The sequence below is a fragment of the Amycolatopsis sp. WAC 01376 genome (assembly GCF_003947415.1).
Taxonomy (GTDB): domain Bacteria; phylum Actinomycetota; class Actinomycetes; order Mycobacteriales; family Pseudonocardiaceae; genus Amycolatopsis.
In genome coordinates this window covers 60,114-83,277 of sequence record NZ_QHKL01000015.1, presented here as the reverse complement: position 1 = coordinate 83,277, position 23,164 = coordinate 60,114, and the positions used below count along the sequence as shown (strand labels likewise).

Genomic DNA, 23,164 nt, shown 5'->3' with positions numbered 1-23,164 from the left:
TGTTTCGGTGGTCATAGCGTCAGGGAAACGCCCGGTCCCATTCCGAACCCGGAAGCTAAGCCTGACAGCGCCGATGGTACTGCAACCGAAGGGTTGTGGGAGAGTAGGACACCGCCGGACTAACATTAGAAAAGGTCTGGGACCTGGTCGAGAACCCCGAGTTCTCCCAAGTCCCAGACCTTTTTTCATGCCCATCTCCGCCAGGTGATAGCAAAGGTCCCTTGCTCTCCCCACGGCCTTGCTCAGCTCCGCCGGCCGACCGCACGTCGGCGCACAGGCGACGAGAAGACCAGCGAAGTCGTCGTCTCCCCATAGCGCTGCATCCGCTCTACGAGCTCCTCCAACTCTGCGGTGTTCCGGCAGGCGACCCGCACGAGCCAGCACTCGTCACCCGTGACGTGATCGGCGTCGAGCACCTGTGGCAGCGCGAGGATGGTTTCGCGGAAGCGAGCCGTGTCGAGGCTCCGTACTTTCGCCCGGACTATCGCCTCGATCGGGAGCCCGAGCTTCGTCAGGTCGACGCCGGCCGAGTATCCGGTGATGATCCCCTTCTCCTCGAGCCGGCGGACCCGCTCGGTCACCGCGGGTGCGGACAGCGACACCCGCCGGCCGAGCTCTGAGAAGGTCAGCCGGCCGTCGGACTGGAGCAGTTCGAGTAACTGCCAGTCGAGATCATCGAGGTTCACGGAACTCCAGGTCGATCGTCACGCCCGCCAGGGATCTCCAGGCTAACCGGCGGTGAGACCTGGATTCTCCGATGTTCGAATTGATCAGTGATCAGCAGGATTGAGGTATGACGACCGAACCCCGCGTACTGATGTTCCCGGCCCTGGACAGTGCGACCGCTGCCGCGCACCTGCGAGCCGAACTCGCACTCGAGGTGGACCCCGACGACCTTGTCCAAGACCTCACGTCTGATGCTCAGGGCGGGTACGTGATCGTCGAGACCCGCGCCTCCGAAGCCTTCGCGTCGGCTCGCATCCCCGGGGCGATCAACCTCCCATACCGGGACATGACGCCCGAGTCGGTCAGCGAGCTGGACCGTGGCCTCGTCTACATCTGCTACTGCGAGAGCATCCACTGCAACGCCGCGACCAAGGGAGCCCTGAAACTCGCGGAGCTCGGCTTCAAGGTCAAACGCCTGTCCGGCGGCATCACCGCCTGGGAAGCAGCCGGCTATCCCGTTGACCGGGACACCTTGGCGCCAGTCCTCACCTCCGCGCCCACCCCACGCTGCGCCTGCTGACCAGAGGGAGCAGGGGACCTTTGCTATCGCTCCGGGCCGGGCGGTAGCAAAGGTCCCCTGCTCTCCCGGGGTCGTAGGCTGGTGAGGTGACCGCTCCCAAGTTGCTCGTCATCCAGCCGGATGCATCAGACCCGATCGGCCCACTCGGCGACTGGCTCACCGAGGCGGGAGCCGAGCTCGACATCCGCTTGCTGCCCGATCAGACCCTCCCCGCCGATCTTGATGGGTACGGGGGCGTCGTATGCCTCGGCGGCGGGATGGGCGCCAACGATGACGACGCACATCCGTGGCTCGCGGATGTGCGGAAGCTTCTTTCGAAGGCTGCTGGCGCGCGTATCCCGACGCTCGCGATCTGCCTCGGCGGTCAGCTCCTGGCGGTGGCGTTGGGCGGCAGCGTCGCGACAGGCGATCAAGGGCCTGAGGTCGGCCCAGGGCTTGTGTCCAAGAAGGACGCAGCCTGGATCGACCCGCTCTTCGCGGAACTGCCACTCATGCAAGACGTCCTGCAGTTCCACAACGACGCGATCACCCGGTTGCCCGCGGGCGCCGAGCTTCTGGCCTCCTCGCCGCGGTATGCCTACCAGGCCTTCCGGTTCGACCGTTGTGCCTACGGTGTCCAGTTCCATGTCGAGACGACGCCGGATGTGGTCCTCGACTGGGCGCGGCAATCGCCGGAAATGGCGGAACTCACCCGGCCGGACGTACTGACCCCAGAAAACCTCGCCCGAGTGCACGCCGATATCACCGAAACCTGGCGACCGTTCGCCCACCGCTTCGTCCGACTGGTGTCCGGTGACCTCGCCCCGGCTGCGGACCGTCAACGTACATTGCCGATGGCTTAACGACTTATGTCTCAAATGCGTATGGGTTATTAACACTCCGGTCTTGTCGTCAGGTACCTTGCGAAGGGAATTTCGAAGGGTTCGGAGGTCGGGGTGGAGCCCTCAGTCTTGGTCGTGCTCGTCGTCGTCACGGCCCTAATTTTCGATTTCACGAACGGGTTCCACGACACGGCCAACTCGATGGCGACGTCGATCGCCACCGGGGCGTTGCGTCCCAAAGTCGCGGTGACGATCTCCGCGGTCCTGAACCTGGTCGGAGCCTTCCTGTCGGTCGAAGTGGCCAAGACCATCTCGAATGGACTGGTCGACGACACCAAGATCGGACCGGCGATCGTGTTCGGTGGCCTGGTCGGGGCGATCGTGTGGAACCTGGTCACCTGGTTCGTCGGACTGCCGTCCAGTTCATCCCACGCGCTGTTCGGCGGGCTGATCGGCGCCACGTGGGTGTCGGCCGGAACGGACTCCGTCCACTTCGGAAAGATCGTCGAGAAGGTGTTGGTCCCAGCCGCGCTGTCGCCGGTCTTGGCCGGCCTCGCCGCGATGATCGTGACGTACTTCGTCTACCGGATCTTCGTCCGCCGCGGCCGCACTGCCGGCTTCCGAGTCGGGCAGATCATCTCGGCTTCGCTGGTCTCGCTCGCCCACGGTACGAACGACGCGCAGAAGACCATGGGTGTCATCACGCTGACGATGATCACCGCAGGAACCCTACCCGCCGGGGCCGGGCCGCCGCTCTGGGTGATCGTCAGCGCGGCGCTGGCGCTGGCGCTCGGCACGTACCTGGGCGGCTGGCGAATCACCTACACGCTGGGTAAAGGGCTGACTGACATCGCCGGCCCGCAGGGCTTCGCCGCGCAGACCAGTTCGGCGGCGGTCATCCTCGCTTCGACGAACTTCGGCTTCCCGCTTTCGACCACTCACGTCTGTTCTGGAGGCATCGTCGGCTCCGGCGTGGGCAGGAACGAGTCACCGGTCCGCTGGCGCACGGCCGGCCGCATGGTGATCGCCTGGCTGTTCACGCTTCCGGCAGCGGCCATCGTCGGTGCCGGGGCCGGTCTCGTGACCTCGACGGGCACGGTGGGGACGATCTCCGTCGGCGTCGCCGGCCTGGCGATCGGTATCGGGATCTACCTCCTTTCCCGGCGGAGTCCCGTCAATGCCGGCAGCTTCACCACTCCCGCCCCGACCCTCCCTGAACCGGAAGTCGGCAGGATCGCCGCCTAGCGAAGCAAGGGACCTTTGGTACCGCCGCGCGAAGGGCGACACCAAAGGTCCCTTGCTCCCTTGCGCGTCCGTCTGGTCATGGCCGGAAGGGCGACTACGGTGGAAGCCGATGGTTGAGCGCGCCAGGCCGACCGCTTCCGTGGCGAGATACGGCTTCACCGACCCCCGTGCCGACGGGCAGCTGCGTGCTGCCGGTTGGTGGACCGAATCCGGCCCGGACGGCTCCGCCGCCGACGTGTTGTCGGCACTCTCCCGTGCGGCGGATCCCGATCTCGCGTTGAGTGGGCTGGACCGGATCCGGGAAGCAGACCCGTCCACCTGGGACGAGCTCGACCAGGCGCTCCGCACCAACCGCACCTTCCGCGGCCGGATGCTCGGTGTCTTGGGCACTTCGAGCGCGCTCGCGGACTTCCTCGTCGCGAACACCGACTGCTGGAAGACCCTTGAACGCGAGAAGAGCGCCGAGCCGGATCAGTACGTGAATAGCCTCATCGAGCATCTACGGCCGGAAGGGCAACTGCTCACAGGGCTTGAGTCGGAGCAGGCTCTTCGCATCGGGTATCGCGAGCTGCTCCTCGGAATCGCGGCCGCCGACCTCGGTCATCTGGTCGAACCCGGCCTCCGCCAGCCGCCCTATGCCGAGATCGGCGCACAGCTCACCACGCTGGCCGAGGCCGCGCTGACAGTAGGACTTCTGGTCGCCGAGGCCGAGGTGGGCGCCGGGGTTGACGGCCGGCTCGCCGTGATCGCGATGGGTAAATGCGGTGGTCGAGAGCTGAACTATGTCAGCGACGTGGATGTCATCTTCGTCGGTGACGGGGATCTTTCGGTCTCCACACGGCTGGCCAGCACGATGATGCGCGTGGTCGGCAAGGCCTGTTTCGAGGTCGATGCGGCGTTGCGTCCCGAGGGCAAAGCGGGCGCCTTGGTCCGGACTCTCGACGGACACGCCACCTACTATCAGAAGTGGGCCAAGACCTGGGAATTCCAGGCCTTGCTCAAGGCACGGCCCGTCGCAGGCGATGCCGAGCTCGGGCGCCAGTACGCGGAGATGGTCGCGCCGAAGGTATGGGCGGCGGCCGATCGGGAGAATTTCGTTCCCGAGGTGCAGAAGATGCGGCGCCGCGTCGAAGGCCATGTGCCTTCCGCGCACGCCGAGCGGGAGCTGAAGCTGGGACGTGGAGGCCTTCGCGACGTCGAGTTCGCCGTGCAATTGCTGCAACTGGTCCATGGCCGGATCGACGCAGAGCTACGTTCTCCGTCCACGTTGGACGCACTCGCCGCCTTGGGAGAAGGCGGGTACGTCGGCCGCAAGGATGCCGCGGAGCTCGCCTCCTCGTACGAGTTCCTCCGGACCATCGAGCATCGGCTCCAGCTTCGCCGACTACGGCGTACGCACCTGTTCCCTGCCGCCTCGGACTCCAGCGAGCTGCGAACGATCGCGAGGGCGAGCGGTGTGCGGCCAGCCCGTGGCAGAAGCGAAGGCGACGCGTTGCTGGCGGAATTCCGCCGCCACCTGCAGAGCATTCGCCGCCTTCACGAGAAACTCTTCTACCGGCCGCTGCTGCAATCGGTCGCGAACGTGCCGACCGAAGCGCTACGGCTGACTACGAAACAGGCGGAGAGCCGACTCGCCGCGCTTGGTTACGCCGCGCCGGACGGGGCGCTACAGCACATCAAGGCGCTGACCGCGGGAATGTCCCGTCGGGCGGCCATTCAGCAGGCACTGCTGCCGGTCCTGCTGGATCTTATCGCCGACACCCCGGACCCCGACCGTGGACTTCTGTCCTACCGGAAGGTCTCGGAAGCGCTCGAAGAAACGCCTTGGTACCTCAGGGTTCTCCGTGACGAGGGGGCCGTCGTCGAGCGGCTCGCGTTCCTGCTGGGCACGTCGCGGCTGGTGCCCGACCTGCTGGCGAGAGCGCCGGAAGTCCTGCAGTTGCTCGGTGATCCCGCGCGGTTGGCCGGTCGCACTCCGGCCGAAGTAGCCACCTCGCTGCGAGCCGCGGTGCGGCGCCAGCCGGGTTTGAACGCCGCGGTCGCGGCCGCGAGATCACTTCGCCGACATGAGATGTTGCGAATCGCATCGGCGGATCTGCTGGGTCTGCTCGACGTCGCAGCCGTCTGTGAGGCGTTGTCGAGTGTGTGGGCCGCCGTGTTGCAGGGCGCCTTGGCCGCTGCTTTTCGCCAGCGTCAGGCGGAACTCGGCCAGACGCCCGCGAAGATCGCTGTCATCGGTATGGGGCGTCTCGGTGGGGCCGAACTCGGCTATGGATCCGATGCGGACGTCCTCTTCGTATGCGAGCCGGCCGAAGGGGTGTCGGACTCCGAAGCAGCGAAGTTCGCTTCCTCTGTTGCCGAGACGGTGCGCAAGATCCTCGGTGCGCCCAGTCCCGATCCGGCGTTGGTCGTCGACGCCGATCTCCGGCCGGAGGGGCGGAGCGGTCCGTTGGTGCGGACCCTCGAGTCCTACCGCAGCTACTACGGGCGGTGGGCCGAGGTCTGGGAATCCCAAGCGCTGCTCCGCGCCCGGTTCATCGCCGGTGACGACGACCTCGGTGCACGGTTCATCGAGATGATCGACCCCATTCGCTACCCGCAGGAGGGCCTCGACGCGGTCCGGGTGAGGGAGATCAGGCGGATCAAGGCGCGGGTGGAGACCGAACGGATGCCCAAGGGCGCCGACCCGACACGGCACACGAAGCTCGGGCGTGGAGGGCTCGCCGACGTGGAGTGGACCGTGCAGCTCATGCAGTTGCGTCACGGGCATCAGGTCGAAGGGCTTCGGACCACCTCGACGATCGAGGCGCTGAAGGCCGCGGGGGACGCCGGACTCGCCGAGCCCGCCGAGATCGAATCCCTGACCGAGGCATGGCTGCTGGCGACGCGTGTCCGTAACGCCGGGATGCTGGTCAGGGGTAAAGCCGTCGACGAGATCCCCAGCTCCGGTCGAGACCTCGCCGCGGTCGCACGAGTGCTCGGCTACTCGGCCGACGACGATCCAGGCGAGTTCCTCGATGCCTACCGGCGGACGACGCGACGTGCTCACGCAGTTGTGGAGACCCTCTTCTACCAGGGCTGACCGGCTCTGACCTGCGGTAAGTGAGCAAGGGACCTTTGCTGTCACTTGCCACGGGTGTCCGAGGCGGTAGCAGAGGTCCCTTGCTCACACTCGGCGTCGCGGACGGAGAGCGGCCCTTACAGTGGACCGGTGACTGTGCGCGAGCCATTTCGCACCCGGATCAAGGTGCGCCACTATGAGCTGGACACTCTCGGCCATCTCAACCACGCCGTCTACCACTCGTACGGCGAGGTCTCCAGACTCGAGCTGATGGAGCTCGCAGGTGGCCTCAACTCGGGCATGCGCGACGCGAATCTTGCCTTCGTGCTGCTCGAATCCCACATCGTGTTCCGGCGCGAGCTTCGGGCCGGCGATGTCGTCGACGTGACCTGCGACGCCAAGTTCGGCACGGGCAAGACCTTCCACATGGACTCGAACATCTACAAGATCGACGGCACCCTCTCCGCGGAGATCACGTGCACCTTGGGACTGATGGATCTCGAGCGACGGAAACTGGTGGATGACCCGCGTGGCCGTATCGAGCGAGCGGGCGTCGATCTGAAGGTTCTTTCCACTTCGGAGTAGTCGTCGCACCGCGTAGATCCAAATAAGAAACGCCGGTGGTGAGGGCGTTTCCGCACCTCACCACCGGCGTGCTCTTGGTGTTGCTACCGCACGACTTACACGTCGTAGTACAGCGAGAACTCGTACGGGTGCGGGCGCAGCCGCAGCGGGTCGATCTCGTTCTCACGCTTGTAGGAGATCCACGTGTCGATCACGTCGGGGGTGAACACGCCACCCTCGAGCAGGTAGTCGTGGTCGGCTTCCAGTGTGTCGAGAACCGCGCCGAGGTCGCCAGGGACGAGCTTGACGTTCTGGGCCTCCTCCGGCGGGAGCTCGTAGAGGTCCTTGTCGATGGGCTCCGGCGGCTCGATCTTGTTCTTGATGCCGTCGAGGCCGGCCATCATCATCGCCGAGAACGCCAGGTACGGGTTGCCGGACGAGTCCGGGCACCGGAACTCGGCGCGCTTGGCCTTCGGGTTGTTGCCCGTGATGGGGATACGGACACAAGCCGACCGGTTCCGCTGCGAGTACACCAGGCTGACCGGTGCCTCGAAGCCCGGCACGAGCCGGTGGTACGAGTTGACGGTCGGGTTGGTGAAGGCCAGCAGGCTGGGCGCGTGCTTGAGCAGACCGCCGATGTAGTGACGGGCTGTGTCGGACAGGCCCGCGTACCCCGACTCGTCGTGGAACAGCGGCGTGCCGTCCTTCCACAGCGACTGGTGGCAGTGCATGCCCGAGCCGTTGTCACCGGCGAGCGGCTTCGGCATGAAGGTCGCGGTCTTGCCGGCGGCGAACACGGTGTTCTTCACGATGTACTTGAACAGCTGCAGGTCGTCCGCAGCGTGCAGCAGCGTGTTGAACTTGTAGTTGATCTCGGTCTGACCGGCGGTGCCCACCTCGTGGTGCGCGCGCTCGATCTCGAAACCGGAGCCCTGCAGGTTGCGGACGATCTCGTCACGCAGGTCGGCGAAGTGGTCGACCGGCGGGACGGGGAAGTAGCCGCCCTTGAACTTCGTCTTGTAACCCTGGTTGCCGCCCGGCACGTCGGCACCGGTGTTCCACCAGCCCTCGACGGAGTCGATCTCGTGGAACGAGGCGTGCTCGGCGGAGTCGAACCGGATCGAGTCGAAGATGTAGAACTCGGCTTCCGGACCGAAGAACACGTTGTCAGCGACGCCGTACTCGGAGATGTACTGCTCGGCCTTGCGCGCGATGTTGCGCGGGTCGCGGCTGTACGCCTCACGGGTGAACGGGTCGTGCACGAAGAAGTTCAGCGAGAGCGTCTTCGCCTTGCGGAACGGGTCGATACGCGCCGTTTCGGGGTCCGGGAGGAGCAGCATGTCGGATTCGTGGATCGACTGGAACCCGCGCACCGAGGAGCCGTCGAAGGCAAGGCCTTCTTCGTAAGCTTCCTCGTTGAACGCCTTCGCCGGAACGGTGAAGTGCTGCATAACGCCGGGCAGGTCGCAGAACCTGACGTCGACGACCTCTACATTCTCGTCGGCGATAAGGCGCTGAATGTCGTCTGGAGTAGTGGGCACCCTCGGTGACTCCTTCTCGTTCGTTGCCGGCGGCAGTACTCTCTTCGGCTCACGCTAAGAGCGCGGTGTTGCCCGACCGTCACCCGTATGTTTCGCCGGTGTTAACGGGGCGGCGATATCGGGTAGTCGACCAGGGCGAATGTGGCCCGCGCCACCGGCATACCCTGGATGGGTGGCGAGATGGACCGGAGAATGGCTTCCCGGAGCCGGGGATGGAACGACGGCCGGTGGCGAGGGTACGCAGCGGTGGCGTGGTGAGCGACTCGGCTTGCCCCAATCGGGTGTCGGCTCGGTGGCGGGCGGCGGCGCACGTCTTCTGGGGCTGATCATCGATTTGGTGCTCGCCTCGCTGGTCACCACCCTCTTCGTGACACCCAGCCTTCAGGATCCGGCTGTCATGCAGACGTTCAATCTCTGGTCGGTCGGCGTCTGGGCGGCGATCACGGCCATTCCCGCGGCTTTCTTCGGCTTCACCCCCGGTATGGCAGCGGTCGGGATCCGCGTCGCCAGGCTCGACGGCGCGCAAATGGTCGGTGTGTGGCGTGCCGTCGTTCGGGCGGCGCTGACCTTCGTGATCATTCCGGCGGCGATCCGCAACATCGACGGACGAAGCTGGCTCGACCGGCTGACCGGCACCGTCGTGATCCGCATGCGATGACCGCGGATGGAGAGCAAGGGACCTTTGCTCTCGCCGGAGGAACGGCTGCCGAGCCGGCTGTGGTCAGGCGGCCGGTGCTGCAGGGGCGAAGCCGACATCCGGAGGTGGTCGTTGACGAGCGCGACGGTGGGCTGCTCGCAGCTCCTGGATCACTACCAGTGGCTCGTCTCGTAGTCGAGCGGGACTTACCTGGACGACGATAAGGCCTGGTGCGACAAGTGCCGGCGCCTCGGACACCTTGCCCGGTTCGAGAGCGACCTCGGCATGGCGAACTTGCACGGCGACGCCGACCTGCGGCCACCAGGCGTCGGCGACCCCGACTACCTCCCCGTCCGAAGTTCGTAGCTCTGCATTCCGAGCGGGGCCGGGCAAGCCGCTGCGTTCGAGTACGGACTCCAGCCACTGCTCGACGGCGGAGTTGACGCCGTCCTGGAGGGCGTTGACGACGATTCGGGGCAGTGCCGAGCCGATCGTGCTGGCTTGCGCCAGTTCGTCTCGAAGTTCCTCTGGAGTGCAGAGCCCACGATGGACCGCGTCGTGGATCATCTCGCGCACTGCCTTGAGTTCGTCCATGCGCCGAGCCGCGTCGATCAGGGCCCGGGCGAGTGGGGCTACGGGCAGTCCGTCGATCTCAACTGGTTCCGGCAGGTGGATCGTTCGCTCGACGACGGCGAACCCCCAGGTGGCGACCTTGCTCCGATGAGGAATCAAGGTGTGGGCCCGTCTTTCGGGCGGGAGTCTTCGGACTCCGTACAACCTGGCGGCCTGTACTCCGGTGAGCATCGCCTCTGGGCCTGCATGGGTCAGGGCGACCTTCAAGAGTTGACGGCTGGTCGGTGTGGCGCTGGTCAGGAGGATGACGCCGGGGATCGGACGTCGCCATGGACCGCCTTCGCGGCAACGGCGAGAGATCCAGGAATGGGAGTGCCCCAGGGCGACAAGCTTCGCCCGGGCGGCCACGCCGTCCGGGAACATCGCTGCCAGCGCCGTCTCCCGGGCGCTTGAGGTTTTGTCCACTCAGTGATCATGCGACCACGCACCGACAGTTTTCGTCCGGAGATGAATCAGGGGTCCTTTGCTACCGCATGCGGTAGCAAAGGACCCCTGATTCTCGCTTGGTCAGCGGCGGCGGATGGTGCGCTGGACGTTGCGCATCTTCGCGCCGGCAGGCATCGGACCCTTGGGCATCGCGGCGCCGCGGCTGCCGAGGGCGGCCAGCTTCGCTTCCAGCGCGTCGACCTGGGCGGGCTTGAGGTTCCGCGGGAGCTTCATGAGGTGGCTCTGCAGCTTCTTCAGCGGCACCTGCTGGTCTTCGTTCCCGATGATCACGTTGTAGATCGGGGTCTCACCGATCAAGCGGGACACACGCTTCTTCTCCTGCGCGAGCAGAGACTTCACGCGGTGCGGCGCGCCCTCGGCGACGAGCACGACGCCCGGCCCGCCGAGCACCCGGTGCACGGCGTCGAGCTGAGTCGTGGCCGCGACGGTCGGCGTCACCTTCCAGCGGCCTCGCATGTTTTCGAGCGCCCAGGCCGCGGCGCCCGGCTGTCCGTCGGCCTTCGAGTACACGGTCTTCTGGACCCGCCTGCCGAAGATGATCACAGCGGCGAGCGCGCCGAGCAGAATGCCCAGCGGCAGCACGACCCAGTGGACGTCGAAGATGAACCCGATGCCGAACACGACACCCGTGATGACCAGGAGTGACCCGACCATCCAGGGGATGAGCGCCTTGTCTTCCTTGCGCTGCATCTTGAAGGCCTCGAAGATCTGCCCGCGGCGAGCCTTGCTCGCGGCACGCTTCTCCTTCTTGGCCAGCTTCGCTGCTTCCTTGTCCTGCTTTCCCGCCATGCGTCCAGGATACGGCCGCGTGCCCTGCGACGATCCCGTCGGGCCCTCTGCGAGGATCGGGGCGTGGTTAGCGCATCGACCCCGAAGAGTCGTCCAGGCCTGCTCGATGGGCTCGATCCCGAGCAACGTGCCGCCGCCTGCGCGCCGAGGGGGCCGGTCTGTGTCCTCGCCGGAGCGGGGACCGGCAAGACGCGGACGATCACGCATCGCATCGCCCACCTGGTCCGTTCCGGCCACGTCGCCGCTGGTCAGGTGCTCGCAGTCACTTTCACGACCCGTGCCGCGGGCGAGATGCGCGCTCGCCTTCGGGGCCTGGGTGTCGACGCCGCCCAGGCGCTCACCTTCCACGCGGCTGCCCGCCGCCAGCTTCGGTACTTCTGGCCACAGGTAGTCGGGGATCGGCCTTGGGAGCTGCTCGAGAACAAGTTCCGTTACATCAGCCAAGCCGCCAACAAGGCCGGTCTCGGCACCGAGACGGAACTGCTGCGCGACCTCGCCAGTGAGATCGAGTGGAGCAAGGCCTCTTTGGTATCGCCGGACGACTATCCGGCGGTCGCCTCGCGGACACAGCGAGACACGCCGGCGCCCGCGTCGCAGGTAGCGGAGGTCTACCGCAACTACGAGAAGGTCAAGAACGCCGCCCAGGTTCTCGACTTCGACGACCTGCTCCTGCACACCACCGCAGTCCTCGAGGAGCACACGGTGGTGGCCCAGGAGTTCCGCGAGCGCTACCGCTGCTTCGTCGTCGACGAGTACCAGGACGTCACCCCGCTGCAGCAGCGGCTGCTCGACGCGTGGCTCGGTGGCCGTGACGACTTGACTGTCGTCGGTGACGCCAACCAGACCATCTATTCGTTCGGTGGTGCTTCTCCGCGGCCGCTGCTGGAGTTCACACGAAGGTTCCCCGAGGCGACGGTCGTGAGGCTGGAGCGGGACTACCGGTCGACTCCGGAGGTCGTGGCTCTCGCCAATCAGGTGATCGGTGCCGCGCGTGGCCGTCCCGCTGGGTCGAGGCTGAAACTCGTCGGCCAGCGTCCTTCGGGGCCGGTCCCGCGTTTCGCCGAGTACGACGACGAGACCGCCGAGGCGGCCGCTGTCGCACGCAGGATCCGTGATCTGCTCGACAGTGGAGTGGCGGCCAGCGAGATCGCGGTGCTCTACCGCGTGAACGCCCAGTCGGAGGCCTACGAGCAGGCGCTGGCGGAGCTTGGCATTCCGTACCTGGTCCGTGGTGGCGAGCGCTTCTTCGCCAGGGCTGAGGTCCGGCAGGCGATGTCCGCGTTGCGGATGGCGTCGACCGATGCCTATACCGGTGAGCTGGTGACCCGGGTTCGCTCCGTCCTGGCGAAGGTCGGGCTCACCGATCAGCCCCCTGCCGGAGGCGCGGCGAAAGAGCGGTGGGACGCGCTTCTGTCGATCGTCGAGTTGGCCGAAGAGCTGGCTTCCACCGTCGATGACGCGGATCTGTCCCGCTTCGTGGCGGAGCTCGAACAGCGGGCGACCGCGCAGCATCCGCCGACGGTGGAGGGCATCACCCTGGCCTCGCTTCACGCGGCGAAAGGTCTCGAATGGGACGCCGTGTTCCTCGTGGGGCTCGCCGAGGGGACCGTGCCGATCCTTCACGCTGACGGTGATGACGCGGCCATCGAAGAAGAGCGCCGACTCTTCTATGTCGGTGTCACCCGAGCACGAGAGCACCTCTCGCTGTCGTGGGCCTTGGCCAGGACGTCGGGAAACCGCCGCAATCGGCGGCGCAGCCGCTTCCTCTACGGCCTCATCCCCGAAGACCACCCGGCGGCGAGGGTCGCCCGATCGCAACAGCCGAAGCAGTCCGGCAACAAGGCCCGGTGCCGGGTCTGCGGTGGGCCGCTGCTGGAGACACTGGACATCAAGCTGGGTCGTTGCTCCCGTTGCCCGTCCAACGTGGATGAACAACTGCTCGAGAAGTTGAAGTCCTGGCGTGGCGAGCGTTCCCGTGAGCTCAAGGTGCCGGCGTTCGTCGTTTTCACGGACGCGACGCTGGTCGCCATCGCCGAGCAGCGACCGACCGATGACACTGCCTTGTGCGCCATCTCCGGGATCGGAGCGACGAAGCTCGAACGCTTCGGCGCGGAGGTTCTCGACGTCGTGCGGGCCTCAGTGGAGACTTGACCGCGTCCCAGGCTTGATCCACGCGGCGAACCTGCTGCTCAGAGCCGATCTTCGTAGCTTCGACGGATTTTCTGGAAAATAAGTTGCCCCGGCGCGGCCGGTGGCAATAACCTGCAGGTACCGGGCGGGAAGCGCCTGGTCTGGGGAAGAACTTCTACAACACAGCGTAGACCGCAGGGCGGTTCGCGCGCGACAGAGAAAGGTGGTGCCGGTGAAATGACGATCAACATGATGCTCACGAACCCTGGCACCCGTCTGTCTTGCGTCGCGGAAGTCCCGCAGGCACAGCGCCAGGGCACCTTCATGCCCGTGAGCATCCTTGCCGCCCGCGGCACTCAGCGTCTCAACCGGACCTGGGTTACCGCCGACGAGACCTTCACGCACGCTGCCGCCTTCGGTGGAGCGTACGTGAACGGCGGCGTCGATCTGCCGGTTATCAAGCAGTTCCGTGTTCCGTTGTCCAAACGGGAGCGAAGTTCCTGACCTAGTCAGGATCAGAGGCTCACGAAGGCCGCGGAACCGGTTACCGGATCCGCGGCCTTCGTGTTTTTTGCTGCACAAACAAGTTGGCTGCACAACCTAATTGGGGTTCAGCGTTGTCCAGTTCCACCGTGAGTACGAAATCCGTTACGGCACAGAGGAGTGCACTTATGTCATCGGCCATAGCTTTCGCGCCGGGGGAGGCCCTGCCTTTCGCCGACGCAGGCGTCGTCGACCTGCTCGACGCCATCGACTCGCCTGAGTCGATGCTTCCCTGCCGTTCGGGCGACGCGGACCTTTGGTTCGCCGAGTCGCCGGCAGAACTCGAGCGCGCGAAGGCGTTCTGCGCGGACTGCCCGGTCCGTTCCGCCTGCCTCGCGGGCGCCCTTTCGCGGCGGGAGCCGTGGGGTGTCTGGGGCGGCGAAATCTTCGAGCGTGGCGTTGTCGTCGCGCGGAAGCGGCCCCGTGGCCGCCCCCGGAAGAACCCGGTCGTCGAGCCCGCCGCCGAGGCTCGTCCCGTCGCCCGCAAGGTCGAGCGGAGCGCAGCGGCATGACCGTCGAACTCATCACCACCAGGGATTACGAGGCGCGGACGGGTTACCGCACTGTCGCGCCGGCCAAGTTGAACGAGATCAAGGTCGAGGAGACCAGCGAGATGTTGCTTTATGAAGAACTGTCCAGGGCCCGAATACGAGACCTCGAGGAGGGAGTCCGTGCGCAGCGGGCTCGGAGCGGTCCACGCGCCGCACGCAGGTGGACCAAGGTGGCCCGCTGGGCGACCCGGCGAGCCGAGCGCTTCCAGGCCTGACCACTCGGGGGAGCGGGGGACCTTTGCTATCGCGGTGCGACAGCAAAGGTCCCCCGCTCCCTTTTCGGGACGTGGTGCGGCTTGGCGTGGTGTTCACTGGGGGAATGGCCGTACACACGCATGACGACATCGACTGGGCCGATCGGCTTCGATCGCTTCGCATGGCCGAGGCGCTCGACGCCGAGCCGATGCGGGCGGCGGCCCGGCGGCTGCTGGAGGGCATGCCGGAGGGGCCGACCATCCTCGACGTCGGCTGCGGCGCGGGTGGGATGAGCGTGCTTTTCGCCGAGGAGCTCGCTTCTGTCGGCGCCAAGATCGTGCTGGTCGACGCGACCGAGCACCTGCTGGCTGAAGCACGCCAGGTCGTCAGAGCGGCCGCCGGGGACAGGGCCGCCGTCGAGACGATCCATGCCGACGTGGCCGACGAAGGGTTGCCCGCCAAGCTCCCTCCCGCCGATCTGGTCTGGGCCTCCCGCGTGGTCCATCACCTACCCGATCAGCAGACGGCCATCGGCACCCTCGCCCGGCTCGCCCGCCCCGGCGGGCTGGTCGCCATCGCCGAGGGCGGCTTGGACTTCAACTGCCTTCCCTGGGATCTCGGCATCGGCCGTCCCGGGCTCGAGGAGAGGCTGCTCGCCGCGCGCGGCGAGTGGTTCGCCGAGATGCGGGCAGGAATCCCCGGTTCCGTTTCCCTGCCCTACGGCTGGAACATCGCGCTCCAACGGGCCGGTCTCGACGATGTCGATTCCTTCGGCGTCCTCATCCACCATCCGGCGCCCGGGCCGGAGCTGCTGCGCGAGTTCGTCCTGGAACGGGTGACCTGGCTGAACGAGGTGGCAGGCGACCGCCTCGACGCCGAAGACCACGAGACCGTGGCAGCGTTGGTTGATCCGGCGGACCCCGCCTTCCTCGGTGCACGCCGGGATCTGTTCCTGTTGGGGGCGAAAACGGTCCACTGTGGACGGCGATCGTGAGCGATCAGCCCGGCTGCTCCTTGTGTGGCCGGATCCGCGGCGTCGACGAAGAGCCCGCGCAGACGCTCGCCTGGGTTTCCACTCGTGAGAAGAACGTCGTGCGCTGGATGTGCCCTGCCTGCGCTCGCCGCCACACCCGTGACATCGAGGGAAAGCTGCCTGACGAGTACTGGTGAAGCACTCAGGCGGCGTCGATCCGGCCGATCGTGAGGACCTTCGGCCGCGGTGTCCGTGCTGCTTCGCCGAACGCTCTGACGAGCTCGGCCGCCACTTCCATCGGGACCTTCTTCAGCTGGTCGATGGTGCAGCGGACCAGGACGGTTCCGGTCGCGGTCAGCGCCAGCGGGTGGAAATTCGCGGCGCCCTCTTTCGGGGCGCGGAACTGCCACGCCAGACCGATGTCGTCCCACCAGGCATCGGCAGAACCGATGGGACGCCCTCGTCTGTCGCAGAGCGTCGTGTTCCACGACGGCGAGGGCAGCGGGCAGCCGCTGAGGACCTTTTTCGCCAGCCCGTGCGCGTAGGTCTCTTCGGGATCGACGCGCCGCAGAGCCGCTCGGACCTCAGCCGAACCTCGCCGGTTACCGGAATCGAGCTCCCCGCTGAGCTCTTCGAGCGTGCACAGACCCCAGTACAGGGGTAGCGAGATCAGCTCGTCGATTCGCGCGGGATCGAGCTCCAGCCGGGCCAGATCGAGCGCGGCCCGGGCCGGCGGGGCGAACGGGACGCCGTCGATCAAGGTCGGCGGCGGCATTCGTGTGGTTCTTCGGGGCAGCATGCCGGGCTCCGCCGGGACGCGCCGATAGTCGGGGACAAGGAGATGGACCTCCCGTGTTCCCTGGCAGTCGACGCCTCGTGCGCGCAGCGCGTCGGCACCTGTCACCACCACGTCCGGCCCGAACCGTGCGACAGCGGCTTGTAGGAGCTGAAGCCGGGTGGGCGCGGAGTCGCGCAACAGGATCACACCCGGCATCAGCCTTCGCCAAGGACCGCCCGGCCCACAGAGCTTCGCGGCGTAACGCGCGGTGACGCCCGCCTTCCGCAGCTCGCGGTTGGTGATGATCCCGGATTCGCTGGTGTTACTGAGCGCCATGAGTCGGGCGCTTCGTGTAGTGGCCATGAATCGAGGATGGCCGCTGGGCCGACCGGGTGGAACCACTTCCGAGAAGTTGTGGACAACTCGCCCGGCCGAACCCGATTTCGGCTCAGTCGCACCGTTCCCTGTGGATAACTTCTCAGGCCGCGAAGCCCGGCTGCCATCGTTCGACGATCGCGCGAGCAGGGATCTCCGCGTCGAGCTGACAGAGGATGCCGGTCGATCCGGCGGTCACCCGGTGGATCATCAGATACTCGGGCGGCAGATTGAGGGAGCGGCCGATCCGGAAATCCCGGCCGCGAGTGTCGCCGACCCGGCCTGCCTGCCGCTGCATCCAGCGGCGCGTGAAGTGGAACGTGTCGCCCGCCAGTGGTTCGGTGAACGGCGCCAGGTACGCGAGCACGTCATCGGCCTGCAGATCCGCGTCGGCCCGGATGAAGCCGGACTCCCTGAGCAGCCGCATGAGCTTCGCGGACTCGCCGTCGAGCGCCAGCCTGGTCATCTCGCCGAGGTGCTGCGGAATCCCCTCGGGCAGCCGGGACACGCCGCCGAAGTCGATGACGCACAACCTGCCGTCGGCGGTCAGCATGAAGTTCCCGGGATGCGGGTCCGAATGCAGGAGCCGGGCGCGTTCCGGCGACGAATAGTGGAACTCGGTGAGCAAGCGGCCGGCGCGGTCTCGCATCTCCTTGTCGCCGCCGGCGATGATCTTCGACAGCGGGGTGCCGGTGACCCACTCCGTGACGATGACCTTCGGAGCGCTGGCGACCACGCGAGGGATCAGGAACCCGGAGACGCCTTCGAACGCCTTCACGAAAGCACGCTGGTTCTGGGCTTCCGCCTGGTAGTCGAGTTCTTCGTTCATCCGCTCGGCGAGTTCCGCCAGGAGCGGTTTCACTTCGGTTCCCGGCACGAAGGCCTGGAACAGCCTGCTGAAACGCTGGAGCTGTCGAAGGTCGCTCCGCAGGGCGTCGTCGGCTCCGGGGTATTGCACCTTGACGGCGACTTCGCGGCCGTCGTGCCAGGTCGCGCGGTGGACTTGGCCGATACTCGCGGACGCGGCCGGTTCGTCGTCGAAGGCCGCGAACCGCTGCTTCCAGGTGCGTCCCAGCTGCTCGGCCAGCACCCGATGGGTCTGCCGGGTGGGCATGGGCGGTGCGGCTGCCTGCAGCTTCGTCAAGGCCTCGCGGTAGGGCTTGGCCATCTCGTCCGGCACTGCGGCCTCGAAGACGCTCAGCGCCTGGCCGAACTTCATCGCGCCGCCCTTGAGCGTGCCCAGGACCTCGAAAAGCTGCTCCGCCGCCTTTGCGGACAGCGTCGCGTTGACCTCTTCGGCGCTTTGCCCGGTCAGCCGCCTGCCCCAGCCGCCGACCGCCCGCCCCGCTATGCCGAGCGGGATACTGGCCAGCTTCGCCGTTCGCGCGGCCCCGTTGCGGGGGATGGCGGCTTCACGGTCCTCGGCGTTCCGGGAGTCGGTCACCTTCGCGATTCTGCCTTGATTCACTCCGCCCGCGCAGCCTGTTGGGGGAGTGTGTGTGGGCTACGTCGCTCGGCGTATCACCGAGCGCCACAACCACATCCGGTGTGCGGCGGCCAGTCGCGATGGCGGATCGCCCCGTCGAAGAAGTCGATCTCGAGGGTGGCGTTCCACGCGGGCGGCGCCTGATCGGCGGGGGAGAGAAGCCGGAGGGCTTGTGCCGAGGCCAGTGCGGCGCACGCATGCACGGCGCCCAGGTCCGGCTGTTGCACGCGTCCCGCGAGCTGGGTCGCCACCCTCGGCCAGGAATCGTCGCGGGCGGCGCGATGCAGATCGGCGCAGCGCAGACAGCTGCTGCGACCGGGCACCACCAGCGGTCCGACGATGCCGATCCCGTCCCGGACGCGCACCGGCAGGTGACTGACCCCGTCACGGACGAGTTCGTCGACCACTTCGGGGGCCGGTACGACCGCGTCGGTGAGCAGGACGAGCTCAGGTTGACGGTCCGAGTAGAGCCGGGTGGTCGACGTGTCCGCACCGGCGCGGCGCACCACCTGCGCCATCGCATCCCGGCGCGGCATGCCGACCTCGGCTTCGGTGTAGCCCGAGCCCAGATCGCGTTCGCGAACCGTGCCCGACGCCCGGATGTCGATATGCCCGACCCCGCCGTTGGCGAGCAGGACGGCGATGGCCACGGCCAGCCTGCCGTCGCCGTGGATCGCCACCGCGGCGCGTTTGCGACGTGCCGTCATGGCCGCTTGATGATGGCGGGCACGGAGCGACCAGAGCCCTGTCTCCGCCCTCGGCCTCGGATGTCGCTGAGGCTGCCCCGCGTCGGTCAAGAGCCCGCGGACCGTCAGATCGGTCATCAGGTCCCGCAGCTGTTCGTCGTGTTCGCTTTGCGCGAGCACGATGTCGTCCACGGCTCGCGTGCCGTCCAGTCCGCGGAGTGCTTCGGCCACCTCGGAGGCGACCCCGGTGAGCACCACCGCGTGTGCGGGGTCGAGGCCGATCTGGAGCTCGCCGCTTCCCCGTTCCAGCACCTCCAGGCCGGGAAGCAGGGCCGGGAAGGCGGGCAGGATGATCGATCGCAGATCCGGTTCGCGCAGGTTCATGATCGCAGGATCGCACCGGCCCGCTAACCGCCCGCTAAGAAAAACGCGAGTTATCCACAGGTTGACCCCGTTGTGGACAACTCGAGGCTGTGACCTTTCGGCCCTCGGAGTTGTCGGTGACTGGCCTTACCGTGGTCGAGTGGTCGAAGCACGGACGCCCTCGCTGAGGGGCCGGGACACGACGAATCCGTCGGACACTCCCGAACACAAGGTCGAGGTACGGCGTAGCCAACGCCGTCACCGGACCGTCACCGCGTACTGGGACGAGGACACCCTCGTCGTGCTGATCCCTGCCCGGATGACCCGGGCCGAGGAGAAGCACTGGGTAGCCGAGATGCAGCGCAAACTGCTGCGCAAGGGCCCGCGGCAGGCCTCGCCGCCGAAGGCCTCCGACGAGGCACTGCTGGCGCGCTGCGCCGTGCTCTCGGCGAAGTATCTGGACGGAAAGGCGATACCCGCGAGCGTTCGCTGGGTCCCGCCGATGCGGACGAGGTGGGCGTCCTGCACGCCGGTCGACGCGACGATCAGGGTCAGTGATCGCCTGCGCCGGGTGCCGGGATGGGTGCTGGACTACGTCCTCGTGCACGAACTCGCACATCTGAAAGAACCAGGGCACAACGCGGCGTTCTGGGAGCTCGTTCGCCGTTATCCCAAGACCGAACGCGCCATCGGCTACCTGGAGGGTCTGTCCTCCGCCGCCGGTTGGGGCATCGCGGCGGAGGACTGACGTGCCTCAGCTGTTGTCTTCGTCGTCCTTGGGCTTGTTCTTCTCGCGCTCGGTGCGTTCGATCTCGGCGATCGGGTCGATGCCTTCCAGCGTCGACTCGCCGTCGCCGAGACGTTCGGAGAAGTCGAGCGGCTCGTCGAGGTCCTCGGCGGTCGGCATGAGGTCGGGGTGGGACCAGAGGCCGTCCCGCTTCTCGATGCCGTGCTGGTCGCCGACGAGCTTCCACAGCGAGGAAGCCGCCCGCATCCGCCTGGGCCGGAGCTCGAGGCCCACCAAGGTGGCGAAGGTCTGCTCCGCCGGGCCGCCTGTGGCGCGGCGGCGGCGCAGCGTCTCCCGGAGCGCGTCCGCGCCCGGAAGGCGGTCGCCGATCGCCTCGGCGACCACGACGTCGACCCAGCCTTCGACCAGCGCGAGCAGGGTCTCCAGGCGGTTCAGCGCCGCCTTCTGCTCGGGCGAGGTCTGGGGTTCGAGCAGGCCGGAGGACATGGCTTCTTCGATGCTGGCCGGGTTCGACGGGTCGATCTGGCCCGCGAGCTGTTCCAGCGCCGAGGTGTCGACGGAAATACCGCTCGCAAACTCCTCGACGGTGGCCAGCAGTCGCTGCCGCAGCCAGGGAACGTGGGCGAACAGCCGCTGGTGGGCGGCCTCGCGCGCGGCGAGGAAGACCAGCACCTCGCTGGTCGGCAGCTCCAGGCCCTCGATGAACTTCTCGATGTTCGCCGGCAGCAGCGCGGAGGTGGCCGCGGGGCCGAGCGGGAGACCGACTTCGGTGGAGGTGAGCACTTCGGAAGCCAACTGAGCCAGGGCGTTACCGAGCTGGGAGCCGAAGGCCATCCCGCCCATCTGCCCCATCATCGAGAGGAGCGGGCCGGCGGCCTGCTTGGCCTCCTCGGGCAGGGCCTGGACCCACGCGCCCGAGACCTGCTGGGCGACGGGGTCGCAGAGGCGCTGCCAAGTGGGCAGGGTCTTCTCGACCCAGGTGCGCGCGGACCATGCGACGGTCGACGTTGCTCCGGCGGGCAGGATCGTCGCGGCGTCGAGCCACAGCTCTGCCAGATGGGCGGCATCACGGACGGCCGTGCTCGAATCGCCGCCGCTGGATGACGAAAAGCCGAGCTTGACGTCGCTGTCGTCACTGCTGCTGAGGTTCTGCAACGCGATCTGTTTCGCCAGGTCGTAATTGACCGGTCCGGTCGAGCTGCCGGCCTGGCTGAGCATCTGGCCCAGCTGGCTGAGCATCTGACCGAGCTGATTGAAGGCCTCGGCGCCGGAGGGCTGGCCGCCGGAGTCCGACGGCTCGTTCTCGCCTCGTTTGTCGGGATCGGGCGGTCCGAAGCCGAACGGGGGTTTGCTCATGGCACCACCGTACGCGGGTCATGGGATCCAGAGCTCGTCAAGTGGAGTGATGAGCGTGGCCTTCACCGAGAAGCGAACACAGTCACCGTACGCTGTCACGCGTGACAGAGCCCTCGGAGCAGACCACAGCAGCGCGGAGCCGTGCGGGCTCCGCGAGTGACCAGGACCGCTCCGAGCGGCGACTGACCCGGCGCGGTTGGACGCTGCTGGTCAGCGGGGCGTTGTTCGTCGCCTTCGCGCTGGTCGGGTTCTTCATCCCGGTGCCGTACGTGGCGATCAGCCCCGGACCGACCTACGACACGCTCGGCAAGGACGCCGCCGGACAGTCCGTGATCCAGGTCAACGGGCACGAGATCTTCCAGACCTCCGGCGAGCTGCGGATGACGACCGTCTCCCTGCGCGATGGTGGTATCACGCTGTTCAACGCGCTCGGGCTCTGGGCGAGTGGCCGGTACGCGCTGGCGCCGCGCGAGGAGTATTTCAAGCCGGGCGAAACCAACGAGCAGGTCCGGCAGGAGAACATCCAGCAGCTGCAGGACTCGCAGACCGCTGCTCAGGTCGCCGCGTTGCGCCGCAAGTCCCCGGTGAAGGTGCTCGCGAAAACGATCGTCTCCGGCAGTCCGGCCGACAAGGTGCTCGCTCCGGGGGACCGGCTCCTGGTGGTCAACGGGCAGACGGTCAAGGAAGCGACCGACGTGCGTGCCGCGCTGAACGGGACGAAGCCCGGACAGACCGTCCAGATCACTTTCAAGTCCGATGGGCAGGCCGAACGCACCGTGCCGCTCACGCTCGCGCAGCGGCCGGACGGCCCGGAAGGCTTCATGGGACTGACGGCAGTGGACCGCGCCGATGTCCCCTTCGACGTGAAGATCTCGCTGCAGGATGTCGGCGGCCCGTCGGCGGGCCTGATGTTCGCGCTCGCGATCGTCGACAAGATGGAGCCCGGCGACCTCGCCGGTGGCAGGCATATCGCCGGGACGGGCGAGATCTCGGAGAAGGGTGTCGTCGGTGCGATCGGCGGCATCTCGTTCAAGGTGGTCGGCGCCCGCGAGGCCGGCGCCACCGACTTCCTCGTGCCCGCGCACAACTGCGCCGAGGCGAAGACCGCCGCGCCCGATGGCCTGAACCTGATCAAGGTGGCCACGCTGGACGAGGCGATCGCGCAGCTCGAGAACCTCAAGGCGGGACGGCCCACCGCCTCCTGCTGACCGCCGGGGGAGCAAGGGACCTTTGGTATCGCCCGGCTCGACTCTTGAGGCCGGCGATAGCAAAGGTCCCTTGCTCTCTTTCGCAGGTCAGGGCAGAAAAGTCGCCCTCAGGGCTTCGAGCAGGTTGGGAGCCAACTCCGGGTTCTCGATGATCTCGTCGACAGGGACATCACCGGGCTCTTCGGACTGCCCGGCACCGCGAAGCCGCATGACGCACGCTCCGGCGCCATCCCGCAGGACAGCGGCGACGAGCCGGGCTTCGGTACGGCGCGGGTGGTCGGCGGCCGCTTGACGCAGGCGTTCGGCATCGGTCTCGGGGACGACCGGAAGCTCGGCTTCGGCGTCCGGCGGCAGCACGATGATCTCCTGCGCGAGCGCGCATCCCAGCACCAGATCGGGCCACGCGATCTGCGCCAGCGCTTCACCGAGGTCACCCTCCGGCAGCGCCTCCTGGGCGACCGGCGTCAGCGGGGCCGACGTGTCGAGCTGACCGGCCAGTTCGGGCTGTTCGTCCAGCAGTGCCGCGGTAGGGACCAGCGCGAACAACTGCGGCGGCTGATCCCATCCTCCGGAGGCGACGAACTCCTCGACTTCGCGGGCCAGGCCGGCCACGCCCTGCTGCTCACTCGATGCCATTGGCACATCGTTCCAGGCGGCCGGAGCGGCGGCCTTCCGAGTCCGGTTTGGGCGGGTTCCGGGAACTTCCGACGGCATCCGTAGAGTTAGAGCATCAGGGGCCGCACGCGGTACGCGCGCCCCAGCGAAAAGTTCACCAAACCAGGAGCGTG

Annotated in this window: 23 protein-coding genes and 1 rRNA gene; 15 read left to right on the top strand and 9 right to left on the bottom strand. The window is 67.2% G+C overall.

What is annotated here, in order from left to right:
• Nucleotides 1-3: 3 nt before the first annotated feature.
• Nucleotides 4-120, top strand: a 5S ribosomal RNA gene (gene rrf, locus DMH03_RS41650).
• 122 nt (nucleotides 121-242) lie between these two features.
• On the opposite strand, the gene DMH03_RS41645 is transcribed toward rrf, so the two are convergent.
• Nucleotides 243-686, bottom strand: coding sequence for an Lrp/AsnC family transcriptional regulator (locus DMH03_RS41645; RefSeq protein WP_125797493.1), 444 nt, complete (start codon nucleotides 684-686; stop codon nucleotides 243-245).
• A 107-nt stretch (nucleotides 687-793) separates the two neighbouring features.
• On the opposite strand from DMH03_RS41645, the gene DMH03_RS41640 reads away from it, so the two are divergent.
• The 5 genes from DMH03_RS41640 (at nucleotide 794) to DMH03_RS41620 (ending at nucleotide 6,958) form a co-directional block, all read left to right on the top strand.
• On the top strand, nucleotides 794-1,246 hold the full coding sequence (locus tag DMH03_RS41640) for a rhodanese-like domain-containing protein (protein ID WP_125797492.1): 453 nt from the start codon (nucleotides 794-796) through the stop codon (nucleotides 1,244-1,246).
• A gap of 86 nt (nucleotides 1,247-1,332) precedes the next feature.
• The gene (locus tag DMH03_RS41635) at nucleotides 1,333-2,088 is read left to right on the top strand and encodes a type 1 glutamine amidotransferase (RefSeq protein WP_125797491.1); all 756 of its coding nucleotides are present in this window, start codon (nucleotides 1,333-1,335) and stop codon (nucleotides 2,086-2,088) included.
• A gap of 93 nt (nucleotides 2,089-2,181) precedes the next feature.
• Nucleotides 2,182-3,312 carry an inorganic phosphate transporter gene (locus DMH03_RS41630; RefSeq protein WP_125797490.1) on the top strand — a complete coding sequence of 377 codons (1,131 nt, stop codon included), beginning with the start codon at nucleotides 2,182-2,184 and terminating at the stop codon, nucleotides 3,310-3,312.
• 109 nt (nucleotides 3,313-3,421) lie between these two features.
• Nucleotides 3,422-6,394: a bifunctional [glutamine synthetase] adenylyltransferase/[glutamine synthetase]-adenylyl-L-tyrosine phosphorylase gene (locus DMH03_RS41625; protein WP_125797489.1), complete on the top strand. Its 2,973-nt coding sequence runs from the start codon at nucleotides 3,422-3,424 to the stop codon at nucleotides 6,392-6,394.
• Nucleotides 6,395-6,523: 129 nt separating this feature from the next.
• Complete coding sequence (locus DMH03_RS41620) at nucleotides 6,524-6,958, top strand: thioesterase family protein (protein WP_043847922.1); 435 nt, start codon at nucleotides 6,524-6,526, stop codon at nucleotides 6,956-6,958.
• Between the two features lie 95 nt (nucleotides 6,959-7,053).
• Here the strand turns inward: DMH03_RS41620 and glnA are convergent, their stop codons facing one another.
• Nucleotides 7,054-8,478, bottom strand: coding sequence for a type I glutamate--ammonia ligase (gene glnA, locus DMH03_RS41615; RefSeq protein WP_005167524.1), 1,425 nt, complete (start codon nucleotides 8,476-8,478; stop codon nucleotides 7,054-7,056).
• Between the two features lie 172 nt (nucleotides 8,479-8,650).
• Here glnA and DMH03_RS41610 point away from each other — a divergent pair, with 172 nt between their 5' ends.
• Nucleotides 8,651-9,136 (top strand): RDD family protein, encoded by a 486-nt coding sequence (locus DMH03_RS41610; protein ID WP_233599245.1) that lies wholly within the window; start codon nucleotides 8,651-8,653, stop codon nucleotides 9,134-9,136.
• 63 nt (nucleotides 9,137-9,199) lie between these two features.
• Here the strand turns inward: DMH03_RS41610 and DMH03_RS41605 are convergent, their stop codons facing one another.
• Both DMH03_RS41605 and DMH03_RS41600 read right to left on the bottom strand, forming a co-directional pair.
• A complete protein-coding gene (locus DMH03_RS41605; RefSeq protein WP_125797488.1) occupies nucleotides 9,200-10,153 on the bottom strand; it encodes a hypothetical protein in 954 nt (317 codons plus the stop codon).
• 102 nt (nucleotides 10,154-10,255) lie between these two features.
• Nucleotides 10,256-10,984 carry a DUF4191 domain-containing protein gene (locus DMH03_RS41600; protein WP_125680464.1) on the bottom strand — a complete coding sequence of 243 codons (729 nt, stop codon included), beginning with the start codon at nucleotides 10,982-10,984 and terminating at the stop codon, nucleotides 10,256-10,258.
• Nucleotides 10,985-11,047: 63 nt separating this feature from the next.
• On the opposite strand from DMH03_RS41600, the gene DMH03_RS41595 reads away from it, so the two are divergent.
• From DMH03_RS41595 to DMH03_RS41570, 6 genes are all read left to right on the top strand, one after another.
• On the top strand, nucleotides 11,048-13,135 hold the full coding sequence (locus tag DMH03_RS41595; RefSeq protein ID WP_125797487.1) for an ATP-dependent DNA helicase UvrD2: 2,088 nt from the start codon (nucleotides 11,048-11,050) through the stop codon (nucleotides 13,133-13,135).
• Nucleotides 13,136-13,351: 216 nt separating this feature from the next.
• Nucleotides 13,352-13,618, top strand: a complete 267-nt coding sequence (locus DMH03_RS41590; protein WP_125797486.1) for a hypothetical protein — start codon at nucleotides 13,352-13,354, stop codon at nucleotides 13,616-13,618.
• 167 nt (nucleotides 13,619-13,785) lie between these two features.
• On the top strand, nucleotides 13,786-14,169 hold the full coding sequence (locus tag DMH03_RS41585; protein WP_007033873.1) for a WhiB family transcriptional regulator: 384 nt from the start codon (nucleotides 13,786-13,788) through the stop codon (nucleotides 14,167-14,169).
• Nucleotides 14,166-14,423 carry a hypothetical protein gene (locus DMH03_RS41580; protein ID WP_125797485.1) on the top strand — a complete coding sequence of 86 codons (258 nt, stop codon included), beginning with the start codon at nucleotides 14,166-14,168 and terminating at the stop codon, nucleotides 14,421-14,423. Before DMH03_RS41585 ends, DMH03_RS41580 begins: the two co-directional genes overlap by 4 nt.
• A gap of 104 nt (nucleotides 14,424-14,527) precedes the next feature.
• Nucleotides 14,528-15,397 carry a bifunctional 2-polyprenyl-6-hydroxyphenol methylase/3-demethylubiquinol 3-O-methyltransferase UbiG gene (locus tag DMH03_RS41575; protein WP_125797484.1) on the top strand — a complete coding sequence of 290 codons (870 nt, stop codon included), beginning with the start codon at nucleotides 14,528-14,530 and terminating at the stop codon, nucleotides 15,395-15,397.
• Complete coding sequence (locus tag DMH03_RS41570; RefSeq protein WP_125797483.1) at nucleotides 15,394-15,573, top strand: hypothetical protein; 180 nt, start codon at nucleotides 15,394-15,396, stop codon at nucleotides 15,571-15,573. The genes DMH03_RS41575 and DMH03_RS41570 overlap by 4 nt, the downstream gene beginning before the upstream one ends.
• Nucleotides 15,574-15,578: 5 nt before the next feature.
• Here DMH03_RS41570 and DMH03_RS41565 read toward each other — a convergent pair whose 3' ends face one another.
• The 3 genes from DMH03_RS41565 to DMH03_RS41555 all read right to left on the bottom strand — a co-directional run bounded on the left by DMH03_RS41565 (nucleotide 15,579) and on the right by DMH03_RS41555 (nucleotide 19,085).
• Complete coding sequence (locus DMH03_RS41565; RefSeq protein WP_125797482.1) at nucleotides 15,579-16,490, bottom strand: hypothetical protein; 912 nt, start codon at nucleotides 16,488-16,490, stop codon at nucleotides 15,579-15,581.
• 142 nt (nucleotides 16,491-16,632) lie between these two features.
• A complete protein-coding gene (locus DMH03_RS41560; RefSeq protein WP_125797481.1) occupies nucleotides 16,633-17,973 on the bottom strand; it encodes an AarF/ABC1/UbiB kinase family protein in 1,341 nt (446 codons plus the stop codon).
• A gap of 77 nt (nucleotides 17,974-18,050) precedes the next feature.
• Entirely contained in the window at nucleotides 18,051-19,085 is a 1,035-nt protein-coding gene (locus DMH03_RS41555) for a hypothetical protein (RefSeq protein ID WP_125797480.1), read from the bottom strand.
• A 163-nt stretch (nucleotides 19,086-19,248) separates the two neighbouring features.
• On the opposite strand from DMH03_RS41555, the gene DMH03_RS41550 reads away from it, so the two are divergent.
• Nucleotides 19,249-19,812 (top strand): M48 family metallopeptidase, encoded by a 564-nt coding sequence (locus tag DMH03_RS41550; protein WP_125789290.1) that lies wholly within the window; start codon nucleotides 19,249-19,251, stop codon nucleotides 19,810-19,812.
• Between the two features lie 6 nt (nucleotides 19,813-19,818).
• On the opposite strand, the gene DMH03_RS41545 is transcribed toward DMH03_RS41550, so the two are convergent.
• Nucleotides 19,819-21,168 (bottom strand): zinc-dependent metalloprotease, encoded by a 1,350-nt coding sequence (locus tag DMH03_RS41545; RefSeq protein WP_125797479.1) that lies wholly within the window; start codon nucleotides 21,166-21,168, stop codon nucleotides 19,819-19,821.
• Nucleotides 21,169-21,371: 203 nt separating this feature from the next.
• On the opposite strand from DMH03_RS41545, the gene DMH03_RS41540 reads away from it, so the two are divergent.
• Nucleotides 21,372-22,376 (top strand): PDZ domain-containing protein, encoded by a 1,005-nt coding sequence (locus DMH03_RS41540; RefSeq protein ID WP_199749237.1) that lies wholly within the window; start codon nucleotides 21,372-21,374, stop codon nucleotides 22,374-22,376.
• An 87-nt stretch (nucleotides 22,377-22,463) separates the two neighbouring features.
• On the opposite strand, the gene DMH03_RS41535 is transcribed toward DMH03_RS41540, so the two are convergent.
• Nucleotides 22,464-23,012, bottom strand: a complete 549-nt coding sequence (locus DMH03_RS41535) for a PPA1309 family protein (protein WP_125797477.1) — start codon at nucleotides 23,010-23,012, stop codon at nucleotides 22,464-22,466.
• Between the last annotated feature and the right edge of the window lie 152 nt (nucleotides 23,013-23,164).